The organism is Thermodesulfatator indicus DSM 15286, from assembly GCF_000217795.1.
Taxonomy (GTDB): domain Bacteria; phylum Desulfobacterota; class Thermodesulfobacteria; order Thermodesulfobacteriales; family Thermodesulfatatoraceae; genus Thermodesulfatator; species Thermodesulfatator indicus.
In genome coordinates this window covers 1,519,016-1,534,167 of record NC_015681.1, presented here as the reverse complement: position 1 = coordinate 1,534,167, position 15,152 = coordinate 1,519,016, and the positions used below count along the sequence as shown (strand labels likewise).

The following is a 15,152-nucleotide window of genomic DNA, read 5'->3' as shown; positions in this document are numbered from 1 at the left end:
GAGCATTAAAAGCACATAAAGTTTTGACATGAAAAGAAGCTCTTGATATAGAAAAACTTGATGAAAGAAAACTCAACTCAATTTAAAGCCTCACCAGATATCCTTGCCCGTGAAATATGGGACGAGGCCTATTTGCTTGTAAATAAACTTAAAAAAATACTTGAAGAACAAAATGTAGATCTATCAAACGATCAAATTCAAGATGCTTTAATGGGTTTTGCCCAGACTTTATTTTTGGCCTCGGTTTCTACTTTTAAGAGAGTTTCACCTGAAGAGGCAGAAGAATTAGAACGAGAAGTATTCCTTAAACTGGCCGAGTTGATCATTGAAGATTTTCTTAAGCGCTCGCCAACTCCTGCTGAGTTTGATTATTTTCTTACTTATTTCAGAAGTAGCCTGGAAATCTTGCGCAAGGAGCTAGCGGAAAAGGGTGTTCACCCGGAAAAAGAGCTAGCCCCTGATCTGCGCAAATATATTCAGCATATCTCAAGCCGCTTCCTCTCTAAGGTAGGATAGGTCAGCCACTGAGAGAAAAAGCTCGGCTATTCTTTGGAGTAAAGCAAGCCTGTTTTGCCTGATGTCTTCCTCCTCCACCATAACAAACACTTGGTCAAAGAATTCGTCTATTGGCCTCTTCAGCTTTATAAAACTATGAAGGGCCTTTTCGTATTCTCCCTTTTCAACCAAAGGTAGGGCCTCTTCTCTCACTTCTAGATAGGCCTTATATAGCCCCTTTTCTGGCTCTTCTTTTAAAAGACTATCACTAAAGGGAAGCCTTCCCGATAACTTTTTCACCATGTTCATCACCCGTTTAAACCCCACCGCCAGCGCCGGAAATTCTTCACTCTCGTAAACTTTTTTGAGGGCCTCAAGGCGTTTAAGCGTATCTACCAGATCGTCAAAGCCTGCCGCCATAACCGCCTTTATCATTTCGTCACTATAGCCGCGGCTGGCCAAAGCTCCTTCAAAACGTTTGCCAATGAACTGTTTAACCTCAAGCAAAACTTCTTTTTGGGGGAACTTAAGGCGTTCCTGCAAAAGACTTAAGGCTTCATTTATGAATTCGCTGAGAGAAAGACTGAAATTTTTAGCCAAAATAATCTCAATTAGGCCATAAGCTGCACGACGCAAGCCAAATGGATCCGCCGCTCCTGTCGGATGTTCACCAATACCAAAAAAGGCACAAAGGGTGTCCATCTTGTCCGCCAGAGCCACTATGGACCCAAGGGTGCTTTCAGGAAGCTCACCACCTGCGCTAACCGGAAGATAATGCTCATAAATAGCCTGAGCTACTTCTGGGGGTTCACCACTTAAAAGGGCATATTCCCTACCCATTATCCCCTGAAGGCTTGGAAACTCTTGAACTAGCTCGGTTACTAGATCGGCCTTGGCGAGATAAGCCGCCCTTTGGGCCAGGTCTTTTTTATCAGGGGCAAGCCTTTCAGCCAGCCAGGCGGAAAGCTTGGCTAGGCGTTCGGTCTTATCATAAAGAGAGCCAAGCTCAGCATGATAACCCACGTGAGCAAGCTCTTTAACCCTTTCAGCCAGAGGAATCTTTTTGTCACGTTCAAAATAAAAACTTGCGTCCTCAAGACGAGCTCTTAAAACTCGCTCGTGGCCAGCAATCAAAGCCGAAGGGTCTTCAGGCTTAGTATTATTAACCGCAATGAAATGGGGAAGAAGATTTCCTTCTTTGTCAACTACGGAAAAATAACGCTGGTGCTCACGCATGGCGGTGATAAGAACCGGCCTCGGCAAAGAAAGAAATTTGGGCTCAAAATTTCCTAAAGTGGCGTAAGGGAATTCTACCAGGTTGGCGTTTTCATGAAGAAGCTCTACGTCCTCTAAAACCTCAGCTGAAATATCTAAGGCCGCGTCGGTGACTTCGTCTTTGGTTTTGGCCAAACGCTCTTCAGGTTCCACAACCACAAAAGCCTCTCTCAACTTGCGCACGTAAGAAACGAAGTCTTCTATTTCTATAGGCTCAGGGGCCATAAACCGATGACCAAAGGTGATGTTTCCGGCTTTTACGCCAGCAAGCTCAAAAGGAATCACCTGTTTGCCGTAAAGAGCCAAAAACCATCTTATGGGACGGGCAAAGCGAAGCTTCTTCGTGCCCCAACGCATAGTCTTGGGAAAAGGGATACTCTTTACCAGCTTTTCTAAAAGAGTCGGTAAAAGATTGATTGTCTCTTCGCCAGGAATTTTCTTAGTAACACAAACATACTCACCTTTAGGCGTCTCTTTTACCGAAAGTTCCTCCACCGAAACGTTATGTCTCTTGGCAAACCCGAGGGCCGCTTTAGTGGGTTTACCGTCAGCGTCAAAAGCCGCTTGCTTTGGAGGACCTAAAATTTCTTCTACACGGTCAGGTTGCCTTTCCGCAAGTTCAGCCACGTAAAGGGTAAGCCTCCTTGGGGTAGCCAGAGTTTTTATTCCGCCAAAGGAAAGAGAAAGCTTCTGGAGTTCCTCAGCGGCTAAGTTTTTAATGGCTTTTAAGGCTGGTTCAATAAACCTTGCCGGTATCTCTTCGGTTCCTATTTCAAAAAGTAGATCTTTGGCCATTTCTCTCACCCTATCTGGAATTTTTTAACCACGCTTCGGCTGACTTTTTGGCCAAGGCCCGCACTCTGGCAATGTAAGTAGTACGTTCAGCCACAGACAGAGCCTTGCGCGCGTCAAGCAGATTAAAGATATGCGAACACTTGATACAACAATCATAGCCAGGTAAAGCAAGCCCTGCTTCAAGGACACGCAGGCCTTCCCTCTCCCAGGCATCAAAGAGATTCCTCAACATGGCCACGTCCGCTAGTTCAAAGTTATAAATTGAGTATTCCACTTCGCCGCGGTGGTGAACATCGCCATATTTGACGCTCTCATTCCAGGCAAGCTCAAATACGTTATCAATCCCCTGAAGATACATTGTCAGCCGTTCAAGACCATAAGTTATCTCAACGGTAACAGGATCACAGTCAAAGCCGCCTACTTGTTGAAAATAGGTAAACTGGGTTATTTCCATGCCATCAAGCCATACCTCCCAGCCAAGACCCCAGGCACCAAGGGTGGGAGACTCCCAGTCATCTTCTACAAAGCGCACGTCGTGGTTGCGAAGATCAAGGCCAAAGGCCTCAAGGCTTTTGAGATAAAGTTCCTGAATATCGTCAGGAGAAGGTTTGATTACCACCTGGTATTGGTAATAGTGTTGCAGGCGATTTGGGTTTTCACCGTAGCGGCCATCAGTGGGACGGCGGGAAGGCTGGACATAAGCGGCCTTCCATGGTTCTGGCCCCAGGGAACGTAAAAAAGTGGCCGGGTGAAAAGTCCCCGCCCCTACTTCTATATCGTAGGGTTGTAAAATCAGGCAGCCCTTTTCCGCCCAAAATTCATTTAAGGTCTTGATAACGTCTTGAAAATACATCTCCTGCCTCCTCAATATCTCGCCAAAGCTTAGCGCAAGAAGCCACTTTCTCAAGAGGTATAAATCAATTCGTGAGGGACAGGCAAAATTTTAGTCCCGACAAAATATACCGATATGAGGGACAGGCAAAAAAATTTTAAGGAGGTCTCTTATGCCACGTATCCCTCGTTTCTTCATGAATGATCCACGAGCCGCTTATCATGTAATTTCCCGCACCGCCTTGCCCGGCCACGATGTCCTCGGCGATGAAGAAAAAGAACACTTACTCCATCTTATTAGTTGGCTCTCGCAGGTCTATTTCGTCGAAGTTTATGGCTTCGCCATTATGGGTAACCATTTCCATCTCCTCTGCCGCATGCTCCCTGAAGACCAGTTCTCTGACGAAGAAGTAAAACGCCGTATCAAGCTCTACTACGGCGAGAAACGCAAAATTTTCTTCTACGAAGAGATGCTCAAAAAATGGAGACAAAGGCTTGGGAACCTTTCACGCTACGTCCAGGACATCAAGCAAAGATTCTCCCGCTGGTATAACAAACGCGTTGACCGCAAAGGTTATTTCTGGGCTGACAGGTTCAAGTCCGTAATCATTGAAACCGGGGAGGCTCTGCTCAACTGCCTGGCTTATATAGAGCTAAACCCGGTTCGGGCGGGGATTGTGGAAAAGCCGGAAGACTACCGCTGGTGCTCGCTGGGATACAGAGCAAGAAGAGGGACAGGCAAAACTTTTCTCTCGCTTGACTTAGGACTTCCGCGGTATGAAGGCAAAACCGAGAAAGAAAAATTGGAGCTTTTGCGGGAGTTTGTTTATGGCAAAGGTGGGCTTGGTGAGCCAGGCCAAGGGACAGACGAAATTCTTAGACAAAGAATCAGATATTTTACAGAAGGACTAGCTATTGGAAGCAAGAGTTTTATAGAAAATGTGGCTGCAAGGTTAAAAAATTTTCTTGGGCTCAAACGAGAGAAAAAAAGCAAAAAGATAAAAAATCTAGCAAATTTTATATAAATAAAAATAAAAAAACTGTTTTTTCCGTGTACGATCTACTGATTTCTAAAAAACCAGAGTGGAAAATCTAAGGAAAATTACTTTAGTACTCAAAAAAATCTTTATTAAAATCTATTTTTAAGTTAAAAATTTTAAAAAAGACCAGAATAATTTTAAAAGTAATGTCTGAAACAAAAGAAAAGATTAAAGTCCTGGTTGCCGAAGATGACGAATACTTTAGTTCTTCCCTCCTAGAAGCTCTAAAAAGACGCGGTTATGAGGCTCTAGGCCCTGCTCAAACAGGCAAAGAGGCCCTTGAACTTGCTAAGCTCCTGAAACCTGATGTTATTATCATGGATATTCGCATGCCAGAAATGGACGGTCTTGAAGCTGCTTACCAAATAAACCAAAATGGCTTCCTTCCCATAATTATCCTCACCGCTTATACTGACCCAGATTTTCTAAGAAGAGCCTGCAAAGCAAAAGTACTTGGTTATCTCCTAAAACCCATTTCAATAGACGAGTTATTATCTTCTCTTGAAGTAGCCTTAACTATAGGACGCGAACTAAATTCGCGCGAGGTAGAAATTAAAAATCTAAGGGAAGAACTTGAGGCCCGCAAAATAATAGAGCGCGCCAAGGGCTTTTTAATGGACGCTTACAATATGAAAGAAGGCGAGGCCATGCGTTTTATGCAACAAGAAGCCCGCCGACGACGCGTAAAATTAAAAGACTTAGCCGCCGCAATAGTAGAAGTGGGTGAAGAGTTACTTAAAAAGGCTAAAAAATAATTTATCTTGCTTAAGACTGCTTCGCCCATACGGGCTCGCAGTGACAGGGGAAGTAAAGCTCGCAGTGACGGAGAAGTAAAGCTCGCAGTGACGGGGAAGTAAAGCTCGTAGTGACAGGGAAAGTAAAGGCTCGCCGTGACCTAGCAAAACGGTCATTGTAACCAGAGGAAACCATCTACTTTCAACATTAGCGATAGGTAATAGAGAACTTTGGAGATTTGCCCCCTGGCGATAGTCTAAAAGTCACGTTGATAAGTGGTAAGTCTTTCTTCAAAAGCGTGTTCTTCTGGCTCTCCGCTGAGCAAACGCCTGATACGATAAGCTTCGGCTAACACCTTTTGATAATCAAGCTTTCCTTCTTCAATTAAGTCCATGGCTTCTTCAAGTTCGCGGGTGAGAGCCTCATCGGTGTATTGGGGATAATTTTTCCTTAAAAACTCGTACACTTCGCGACCGAGGCGTGTAGGAGTAAGCCTACCACCTGGCAGCACTTTAACATATTTGCGTTGAATAAGCGTAGTAACAATTTCAGCGTAAGTTGAAGGTCGGCCAAGGCCACGCCTTTTCATCTCCTGAACCAGAGTGCCTTCGGTAAAGAGCTCAACCTTGGGTACCAGCTTATACCCCTTTTCTTGAAGTCCGGCTTGGGGAGATAAACTCACCACTTTAAAAGTAGGATAAAGCTTCTCAAAACCATCCCTTAAGATTTGGGTAATTATTTCCTCTTCCCAGTTATAAAAAGGTAAGCTAAAGCGAATAATTGTTTTCTCCACCAAAGCCGGGCGCATCTGGCTAGCCATAAAACGCTTGAAAATAAGGTCATAAAGCTTGAGAGCCCTTTCTGGTTCAGCCAAGGTAAGAAGCCCGTTAGCTAGCATAAGTCTTATTTCGTGAACATCTCGCGGCCTGGTAGGGCGAATACCCTCATGAGCCCCACCCTCTCCCCAGGCCCGAGGATAAAAGTAATCTTCACCAAATTTCTCGGTAATGTAAGGCTTAGCTACTTGGTAGCGACCTGCCTCTGAAATACGCGTTGAATCTGTGCGGTGGTAAGTTATAAGGCCGTTTTCAAAGAGATCTTGCAAAAGATTCATGGTCTCTCTAGTAGAAAATTTAAGCCTCTGGCTGGCGTCCTGAAGCACAGTATCCGTGGTATAAGGCGGAAACGGATTTTTCTCTTCTTCTTTTTGCTCTAAAATTTCCCAGGAAAGCTCGTCTAAGGCTTCAAAAACACGCCTGGCAAGCTTTAAGTCTTCTATCGTAAGGTTAAAAGTTTCGTTAAAAAGCTTAAAAGAGATAAGGGCCTTTTTTTGCTTGGCCTCATCAGCCCTTTCAATAACCCAGCCAAGCACCGGTGTTTGCACTCTCCCAGCCGAAAGCCGTTTACGGCCAAAGGCCTCCCAGAGCTTCCTGGAAAGCACAAAGCCCACCCAGCGGTCCACCACTCTTCTCGTAAGCTGGGCCTTAACCCGGTTTAGGTTAAATTCTTCAGGGTTTTTAATGGCCTCACGAAAGGCCCTGGACGTTACTTCGTGAAATTCAAGACGCCTAATGTTGGAATTAAAGGGCCTCATTTCTATGAGAAGATCATAGGCTATTTTTTCACCTTCAGCGTCCGGGTCGCTTCCGATGTAAACTTCTTCTATTTCAAAGGCAAGCTTCCTCAGGCTTTCTAGAAGCTCGCGCTTATCGTAAATCCTGCCCTCAGGGCAACGGGTTTTTACTTCCTCAGGGTCAACCAATTGTTCTTTAGTAGGCTCACAAATTTTTATGCTATCAAACATAGGGACAAATCGGCTGTTTTCTTTAAATACGCCAAAAAAACCTCGCCTTCTTGAAAGATTAAATACATGGCCTAAAGAAGCGGTAATCATTAAAACTTTGTCTTCAGCTGGTATTTCATAGACAAAAGCCTCTCCCACCTTACGCACCGCAGGTTTCCCAAAAAAGGAAGCTATAGTTTTGGCCTTGTGCGGAGATTCAACCACCACAAGAGCCGTCTTAATAAAGTCCCTTGAGGCCCCTTTAGCGTTTCGCTTTAATTGGCGCACTTCGGTAAGCTCACAGCTAAGTTCCTTAAGGTCTAAGTTCTCAAGCGGTACGAAGGAAAATTCTTCTCCCAGCTGGAAACGCAACCGCCTTTCGAGGCTACGAAAGGCCCGCAGGTCTTCCACCAGCACCACCGAAAGACCTTTTAGCAAACCATGAGCCGTCAAACGAGAAACCCTTCCTGAGGCCTGAATGTAAGTGGCTGTGTCTCCTACCACCAGGAACAACTCTTCGCCCTCTTTTACCAAAAACACGTCTTCGCTTTTTGAAAGCCGCTCTAAAAAGGCCTCGTCTTTGAACTTGTTGTCAACAAAAGCCTTTATCTCTTTAAGTCGTTCTAAAATGCGGGGGTACTTAGGCAAGTTTTCTTGGGTCAAAGTCAGGTAACGGCGAAGATATTGCAGGTCCGCCATGGCCTTTAGGCGTTCTTCTTCGTCAAGGATGCCAATAATATTGGCCAATACATTGAAAAGGCTCCTTGGAAGGAGATCCACCTTTGTGGGGATAACATGTTTGGGCACCCCTAAAAACAAGGCGTAGCGCAAGATATAGGGCAAATCAATGCCTCTCACCAAAGGATTGGCTAGGTGAGCCAGGCCTACAGCTACATCAAAATCGCCGGTTTCCATCTGGGCCATGATTTCCTTGGGAGAAAGCTCAAGATAGCTCAAAACTTTAAAACCCTTGGCCCTTAAAAATTCAACTACGTTTTCCACCTGGTCTTTGCCGTAACTTTGGGAAAGGAATAAAAGCCCACCTGGCCCGAGAATCTTTACCAGTTCAGCGGCTTTTTGGAGCAGACCAGCCAAATCAGAAGAAGACATATCTTTATAAGCATCTACGACATTTCGTAAAGAGCTTACCGCCCGCTGCACCTCAAAGCCCAAAAGATAACGAAAAAGAAGAACCCGAGTGGTGCGTGGCCGCAGGGTGGCTGAAGACATTAGAAGAATCTTTTTCCCTGCATGCCTTTTGCGAATAGCTTCAAGCTTTTCAAAGTCTTTTTCGGTTTTTTGAGGCTTTAAGGCCAGGGCAATCTCTCGTTCACTAAAGCCCAAAAGTTTAAAAAGTTTATCTATGTGCGCCGAACGCTTTAAAAAAGAATCAACGTCATCAATAAAAACAAATTCAAAATCAAGGTCTAATAACTCATCAAGGTGTTTATAAAAAAAGGCCGTGGTGCAAACGAGAATATCAAAATTTTGAGAAGCAAAAGTCTCTTTATCCTTTTTTTTGCCAAGATAGGCCAAAATTTGGCGTTTTATACCGGTTTTTTGGGAAAATTCTTCTAGCCTTTCCCCAATTTGCTGGGCCAGAAGGCGGGTTGGCACCAGAATTAACACCTTCCCGGCAAAATAAAGAGAAGTCAAAAGACCAAAGGTAGTTTTCCCTGTGCCTGTGGGGGCAAGGATGGCAAACGATTCACGCAAAAGCAGGCGCTTTATCCAGGTTTCTTGAAGAGAGGAAGGCCAGAAACCAACGGCTTTTTGAAAGTAATGGCGAAATTTATCTAGTTCAGACAAGGCGTTACAAAAAAGAGAAAGTCTTTTCAACTGGCCCTTTTCTTCTAACGCCTGGCAGACATCCTGTTCGGTGGGGACAGGCAAACATTTAGAGCAAGGGAGCCCGCGGTTTAGACGTTCATCACTTATAGTGCCACCACAGTTGGGGCAGGCGTGGGCTACAAGAAAAAGCACTTATCCCTCCTCTGCCAGTTCTATCAGTCTCTCTACCAGGCGTTCGGCGCAGAATACCAAAGACTCCAGGTCAAGATAATCCGTAGCGTTAGCATCAAAGAGGATTTTCACTTCTGGTGAAAGGTTCTCTTCAGGCTCGGCTTCAAAGAAGTGAATTTTTAAGGGAACTTTAGGTAACACATAAATTACGGCACAAAGATCCGCCGGACATTCTTGGACATTCTCAACATTGAAAAACTTAAAAGACTTCTCAAGAGCTTTTAGCCTTCCTGAAAAGTTTTGGGCCAGCTTTTCTTCAGCGTAGTGGCGAAGGGTTGCGGTTTTTGAAAGAGAACTGGGGAAACTCTCAAGCCCCACAAATTCTCCTTTTAAAGGAGTCTTGCCGGCAAAAATCAAATAGTTGTAAAGGAGTATCTGGTCCCGCGGATCGAGCTCTTGGCTGTCAATCCTTACGGCCTGGGTGGCGTCTATAAGAACTTCGGTATCCAGGAAAGGTAACTTTAAGCGGTCATCTTCAAGAGACGCCCCTAATCTTGGCGCGATTTCCTTTAGATTTATGTTCTGGACTTTCTTTTTTACTTCCTCAAGAATACGCCAGGCGTAATCTTCTTTCAAAGGTCCTTTTTGTTTTACTTCAGGCCAGTCTTCAGGAAAAAAATAGGGACATTTAGATGGCTCACAAGCGCCGGTAACTACAGCCATGGCAAAGGCAAGACAGGTGGGATAACCGCATTCCTTGCAATTTGTGCGCGGAAGTTTTTTAATAATTTCTACGGGATTGGGTGTGCTCATTAATTTATGATTTACCTATTTGAACTAAATGAGCAAGGGGAAAAACCATGCCCATATACGAATTCCGCTGTGAAATTTGCGGACATGTGTTTGAAAGGATTTTAAAGATGAACGACCCCTGGCCACCCTGCCCGGCTTGTGGCGAAAAAAAAGTTTTAAAATTACCCTCGGTTTTTGGTTTTACTGACGCCTCCTCTTGGAGAAGCGAACGAGAGAGGGCTATTCTCAAAAGGGCAAGAGATTATCTTGTTGATGGAAAAGTAAAGGAAGCCCAGCGCTTTCTTTCAAAGGCCCAACAGTACGTAAAAACAGAGCGCATAGCCAAACTTTCAGACGTCCTGGCCAACCGGAAATCTGTTAAAGGGGGCTATATTAGCCGGACGGAATTGATGGTCACTAAAGAGAAAGGCGGTTAAAAACTTTATCTACTTCGTCTAAAAGCTCTTTAAAGGTGAAGGGCTTCTTGATTATACGAAAAGACTTTTCATCAAAACCGTAGCGTTCAAGGATATGTTCTGCGTATCCTGAAATAAAAATGACAGGTACTTCTGGAATAATTTTTTGCACCTCACGATAAAGCCTGACTCCGTCCATCTTAGGCATAACTACGTCAGTAATAATGAGGTCTACTTTATAGTCACGCTGTTTGATTTTATTAAGAGCGTCTTCTCCATTTTCAGCAGGGATTACCTCAAAATCCTGATGCGCCAGCATTTCCACCAGCATTTCTCTGATGTGAGCCTCATCTTCCACTACTAAAATGGTCTTCTTACTCACCACCGGGCCTCTTTTTTCTTTTTCGGAGAGATGGTCTTTCTCTCCAGTCAAACAAACTGTTTCTATATTCATACTTAGAGGTAAAATAAGTTCAAAGGTTGTGCCCTCTCCAGGCTCGCTTTCTACCTTTATTTCCCCACCACAGCGGTGTATCAGGGAAAGGACAACGTTTAGACCTAACCCTGTACCCCTTCCTGAGGGTTTCGTAGTATAAAAGGGTTCAAAAATATGAGCAAGATCTTTTTTTGCTATTCCTATTCCAGAATCTTTTACTCTTAATAACGCTGCGGGGCCTCTTGATGTTTCTACTTTCTTGGTAGTTATAAAAATCTCGCCCCCTTCAGACATGGCCTCTTTGGCGTTAAGAAGCAAATTAGTAAGTATATGCTGAAGTTCATCGCGTGATAGATCGACATTAAGAGGAACCTCGCACAGATCTATTTTGAGATAAATATTTTCTCCCAATAATTTCTGGAACAACTCTTGTTGTTCTTTAATAAAAAGATTTAAGTCATACCGCCTGTCCTTACTGTCTATATCGGCACTTTTTCCTGAAAGGATTAAAAATTGCTTTATTAAAGAACTACCACTTTCTACAGCTTGGAGAATTTTTTCTGCGTATTCAATTATTTTGGGATTTTCTTGGGCTTTAAGTTTTATCAAATCAAGATAACCGGTAATTACCGCTAAAATATTGTTAAATTCATGTGCTATAGTAGCTGACATTTTACTAACTACTTCTGCCTTTTGAGCTTTGATTACCCTTTCTTTTTGTTGTTTTATTTCGGTAATATCTTCGATCATGCCCAGGCGAACTAAATCTTTATCTAACCAGTGAATATAGACTTCATGTATTCTTAGCCAACAATTGTGCTCCTCATCAAATATTTCTCTCTGCTCACGATGCCCAAGTACTGGATTTTTTAAAGAACAGAATTCACAAACTTTGTTTTTTCCGAACAGAAGTTTATAGCAAGGCCTCTGATTTATAAAACTCCGGCCAAAAAATTCCTTAAAAAGGGAATTGTGATAAAGAATAGTATGGGTTTCAGGATGAACGATATAAACCATGGCCGGAAGGTTCTCAAGAATGGTAAGAAGGCGTTCCTGAGCAGCTTTAAAAGAAGTGATGTCACGCCCCAGGATAAGGATACGTTTTTCAGAATCACACTTGAAAGGGATTAACAAAAATTCCCACCACTGAATTCTATCATTTGTTTTCAATTTGAAAATTTCTTTAACTGGAGATCCTTGATCAGATAAATTTTTTATTAATTTTTGAAATCTATCGAGAACTTCTTGGTATTGAGGCCTAATTTGTTTTAGATGTTCGAAAGTTTGACTAGGAAGACCTCGTTTTAAATTAAAGAATTGGAGACACTTCTTATTGGTAAGCAACCATCTTCCCTGAAAATCAGCAAGAATTACTAAATATGGAATATTATTCAGTAGTTCCTGAAAAACTCTCGAAACATCAAGATATTCCCGTTCACGTTTTTGCCTTTTTATGGCCAAAGAAAGGGTCTCGGCCATTTCGTCTAGAATTATCAATTCCTCAGAAGAAGGCTTTCTTGCGCCAAAATCTACTATTAAAAGGCCTGACCACCACTTACCCTCAAGAAGAGGGAAACAAAAAACATGATGTTTGTGGGTATCAAAAAAGCCCAAAGCCTCTACTTCTTCTTCGGTGAGCATAACCCGCTCACCCTCTGAAAGACTGGTTTCAATAGCTGGCCAGGCTTCCTGATATTCAATTATGTCAGGGAAGCGTTCTTTCTTAACAGAAGGAACATATTGAGAAGCCAGAGTGGCCACCAATTGCCAGCGATAGTCTAAGTGATTGTAATAGACCGCTGCCCCTTCAAGCTTAAAAGTTTCTACAAGCCCTTTTAGGAATTTGTCTAAAGGGAGATGATACTGGGAGGCAAAAAGGTTATTAATAATTTTTAGAAAATTAACAGGAGCAGAAAGATTAGATTCTTTCTTGGGGGAAACAATTTCTAGGCTTGTCTCCGCGGCTTCTTCAAAGATCATATCTTTTCCTTCCATATTTTAGTTTTCGGCTATCCTTTATTAAGACTAAAACATTTATCAACTCTTTTTTTCTGTTATATTTTAAAACATGATAAATATAAAACTTACTCATAAAGTTCGTGCAGCTGGGTGAGCCTCAAAGCTTCCCCCAGCGGAGCTGGCGGAAATTTTAAAGGATTTACCAGTTTTAAAAAAACCAAATCTCCTCGTAGGTTTTGAGGGCGCCTCTGATGCGGCCATCTATCGTTTAACCGATGACCTTGCTCTAATCTGCACCCTTGACTTTTTTACTCCTATTGTAGACGATCCTTATTGGTTTGGTCAAATAGCAGCGGCTAATTCTCTTTCAGATGTTTACGCCATGGGAGGGAAGCCTATTCTTGCTCTTAATATCGTCTGTTTTCCTCGTAAAGAAGATAAAAAGATTTTGAAAGAAATTTTACGTGGCGGAATTGAAAAAATAAAAGAAGCCGAAGCAGTTTTGGCTGGGGGCCATAGCGTTGACGACCAGGAAATAAAATACGGTCTATCCGTGGTAGGGCTAGTTCATCCCGAAAAATATGTGGGCAACAGCGGTGCTAAACCTGGAGACGTCCTTTTTCTAACCAAGCCGCTTGGCACGGGTATTTTGGTTACAGCTCTTAAAGGAGGTCTTGGCGATAAAAATATTGAAAAAAGAATAATAGAAATCATGGCCGCTTTAAATAAAGAAGCCTCTCAGGCTATGATGGAAGTGGGCGTCTCAGCGGCTACCGATATCACCGGTTTTGGGCTTTTAGGCCATGCCTTGGAAATGGCTCAAGCAAGCAGAGTAACTTTAGTAATTCGGGCAAGAAGTGTTCCCATCATAAAAGAGGCCCTTGAATTTGCCCGCATGGGCATTATCCCTGAAGGGGACTACGCCAACGTGTGCTTTTGCCAAAATGGCGTAGAAATTAGAGGAGAGATAGAAGAAGCTTTGCTTTCGGTTCTTTACGATGCCCAAACCTCTGGTGGACTTTTAATAAGCGTACCCGAAAATAAAGCTGATGAATTTTACACTAAATTGCTGGAGAAAGGTATTTTTGAGGCGGCTCGTATAGGTCATGTGGAAGAAGGAGCCGCCAAAGTGATAGTTACTCCCTAATTATTAAGAAGATTTTCTATTTCTTTTTCCAGTTCTTTTTTGCCAGCATATCCAACAAACTTTTTTACAATGTTTCCGTTTTTATCAATTAAAAAAGTAGTGGGTAAAATGTCCGGCCAGTTAAAGACATTTAGTATATTTTCGTCAGCTATAGCCACACAATAGTGAATCCTTTTAGAATTAATAATATGAGGAAGGATTACTTCTCCTCCCCTATCAACCATAAAAGTAATAATTTCAAAACCTTTGGCATTATATTTACGATAAAGATCACCAAATTCCAGCAACTCGACCTGACAGGGAGCGCAGTATGTGGCAAAAAAGTTTACTAAAAGTACTTTACCCTTGAAATTTTTAAGGGTGTCCCCTTTTACCGGGCAGCTAAAGGGCTGGATTTTGGTATTCCAAGGTATATTTTGTTTGGCCTGAAGGGGGTGGGCAGCTAATATCCAAAAAGCCACTAAGGCCAAAGTAAACAACTTTTTCATTTTTTATCCTCCTCAAAATTTTCTAATTTTTCTATCAATTTTATTATAAAGTCTGACAACTTTTCTGCAAATATTTTGCCTTTGTCAGTGGAGGCCTTATCTGGATTTCCCCAAACACCACCTGGCCAGAATTTTCTTTTATTCCGCACGAGAAATGGTTTTGGAAAAGAAGGATATTCCTCAGGGGCTGTGCCTTTAACTAATTCTGGGAAAAAATAAAGCATAAGTGATGTTTCAAATTCGCCGGCGTGTGAGTCTCCGGGGGTTTCTAAGGTATCAGCTGCGCCCATATTCAATAAATCTAGGATAGAAGCCACAGCGACTCTGGTATCTTTAGTCTTTTCCAAAAACTCCTCAGCGGCATCTATGATGAAGGCCATATGAGTACCACCAGCGTGCCCAGAGAGCAATAAAAAGTTTTTAAGCCCGTGGCGATGGTAGGAAAAGAGCATATCTAGCACCAGTGCCCGCAGCGTTTGACCGGAAATAGAAATAGTCCCCGGGTGTTCTTTAGTGCTGCGGCAAAGTCCGTAAAAAACCGGTGGCCCCACAAACACCGGACGCTTTTTAGTCACCAGCCTGGCAATCTCATACATTTGCAGAGTATCTGTTCCTAAAGGAAGATGAGGACCATGTTCTTCTATTGAACCAAAAGGTAGAATAATAGTCCGGGTTATTGTAAGGCCCTTTTCAAATTCTCCCATGGTTATATCTGTTAACAACATAGAAAAAAGTTTAGTCCATCTAAAAACTTTTGTAAAACAACCTGTTTGCTAAACTAATTCGACCTTTTAAAAGGCTACAAATAAAAGTGAAAAGTGAATAGAACCAGCGCTTTAGCAACAGCTATCTGCCAACGGCCAATTACTACCATGTCACTACCAGGAGCATCTCCATTTCGTCACTGCGAGGAGCTAACCCCTCACTCGTCACTGCGAGGATCCACCACCCTTCTGTCACTGCGAGGAGGCCCGCAGGGCCGACGAAGCAGTCTCTAC

The 15,152-nt window shown here is 43.0% G+C and carries 12 protein-coding genes; 5 read left to right on the top strand and 7 right to left on the bottom strand.

Annotated elements, in window-relative coordinates; all coding sequences use genetic code 11:
• Nucleotides 1-60: 60 nt before the first annotated feature.
• Nucleotides 61-516: a hypothetical protein gene (locus THEIN_RS07415; protein WP_013908061.1), complete on the top strand. Its 456-nt coding sequence runs from the start codon at nt 61-63 to the stop codon at nt 514-516.
• Here THEIN_RS07415 and glyS read toward each other — a convergent pair.
• Complete coding sequence (glyS, locus tag THEIN_RS07410) at nt 487-2,565, bottom strand: glycine--tRNA ligase subunit beta (RefSeq protein WP_013908060.1); 2,079 nt, start codon at nt 2,563-2,565, stop codon at nt 487-489. The genes THEIN_RS07415 and glyS overlap by 30 nt on opposite strands.
• 10 nt (nt 2,566-2,575) lie before the next feature.
• On the bottom strand, nt 2,576-3,418 hold the full coding sequence (locus THEIN_RS07405) for a glycine--tRNA ligase subunit alpha (RefSeq protein WP_013908059.1): 843 nt from the start codon (nt 3,416-3,418) through the stop codon (nt 2,576-2,578).
• A gap of 151 nt (nt 3,419-3,569) precedes the next feature.
• On the opposite strand from THEIN_RS07405, the gene THEIN_RS07400 reads away from it, so the two are divergent.
• Nucleotides 3,570-4,421, top strand: a complete 852-nt coding sequence (locus tag THEIN_RS07400; RefSeq protein ID WP_013908058.1) for a transposase — start codon at nt 3,570-3,572, stop codon at nt 4,419-4,421.
• 161 nt (nt 4,422-4,582) lie between these two features.
• A complete protein-coding gene (locus THEIN_RS07395; protein ID WP_013908057.1) occupies nt 4,583-5,191 on the top strand; it encodes an ANTAR domain-containing response regulator in 609 nt (202 codons plus the stop codon).
• A 236-nt stretch (nt 5,192-5,427) separates the two neighbouring features.
• On the opposite strand, the gene rgy is transcribed toward THEIN_RS07395, so the two are convergent.
• Together rgy and THEIN_RS12150 are read right to left on the bottom strand one after the other, a co-directional pair.
• Nucleotides 5,428-8,937, bottom strand: a complete 3,510-nt coding sequence (rgy, locus tag THEIN_RS07390) for a reverse gyrase (protein WP_013908056.1) — start codon at nt 8,935-8,937, stop codon at nt 5,428-5,430.
• Complete coding sequence (locus THEIN_RS12150; RefSeq protein ID WP_013908055.1) at nt 8,938-9,729, bottom strand: DUF3786 domain-containing protein; 792 nt, start codon at nt 9,727-9,729, stop codon at nt 8,938-8,940.
• 47 nt (nt 9,730-9,776) lie between these two features.
• Between THEIN_RS12150 and THEIN_RS07380 the strand changes: the two genes are divergently transcribed.
• Entirely contained in the window at nt 9,777-10,145 is a 369-nt protein-coding gene (locus THEIN_RS07380; protein WP_013908054.1) for an FmdB family zinc ribbon protein, read from the top strand.
• Here THEIN_RS07380 and THEIN_RS07375 read toward each other — a convergent pair.
• Nucleotides 10,126-12,555, bottom strand: coding sequence for a PAS domain-containing hybrid sensor histidine kinase/response regulator (locus THEIN_RS07375; protein WP_083817679.1), 2,430 nt, complete (start codon nt 12,553-12,555; stop codon nt 10,126-10,128). The two genes, THEIN_RS07380 and THEIN_RS07375, sit on opposite strands and share 20 nt — an antisense overlap.
• A 73-nt stretch (nt 12,556-12,628) precedes the next feature.
• Here THEIN_RS07375 and selD point away from each other — a divergent pair, with 73 nt between their 5' ends.
• Nucleotides 12,629-13,666, top strand: a complete 1,038-nt coding sequence (gene selD, locus THEIN_RS07370) for a selenide, water dikinase SelD (protein WP_013908052.1) — start codon at nt 12,629-12,631, stop codon at nt 13,664-13,666.
• Here the strand turns inward: selD and THEIN_RS07365 are convergent.
• Both THEIN_RS07365 and THEIN_RS07360 read right to left on the bottom strand, forming a co-directional pair.
• Nucleotides 13,663-14,154 carry a TlpA family protein disulfide reductase gene (locus THEIN_RS07365; protein WP_013908051.1) on the bottom strand — a complete coding sequence of 164 codons (492 nt, stop codon included), beginning with the start codon at nt 14,152-14,154 and terminating at the stop codon, nt 13,663-13,665. The genes selD and THEIN_RS07365 overlap by 4 nt on opposite strands.
• Nucleotides 14,151-14,879, bottom strand: a complete 729-nt coding sequence (locus THEIN_RS07360) for a creatininase family protein (RefSeq protein ID WP_013908050.1) — start codon at nt 14,877-14,879, stop codon at nt 14,151-14,153. The genes THEIN_RS07365 and THEIN_RS07360 overlap by 4 nt, the downstream gene beginning before the upstream one ends.
• Between the last annotated feature and the right edge of the window lie 273 nt (nt 14,880-15,152).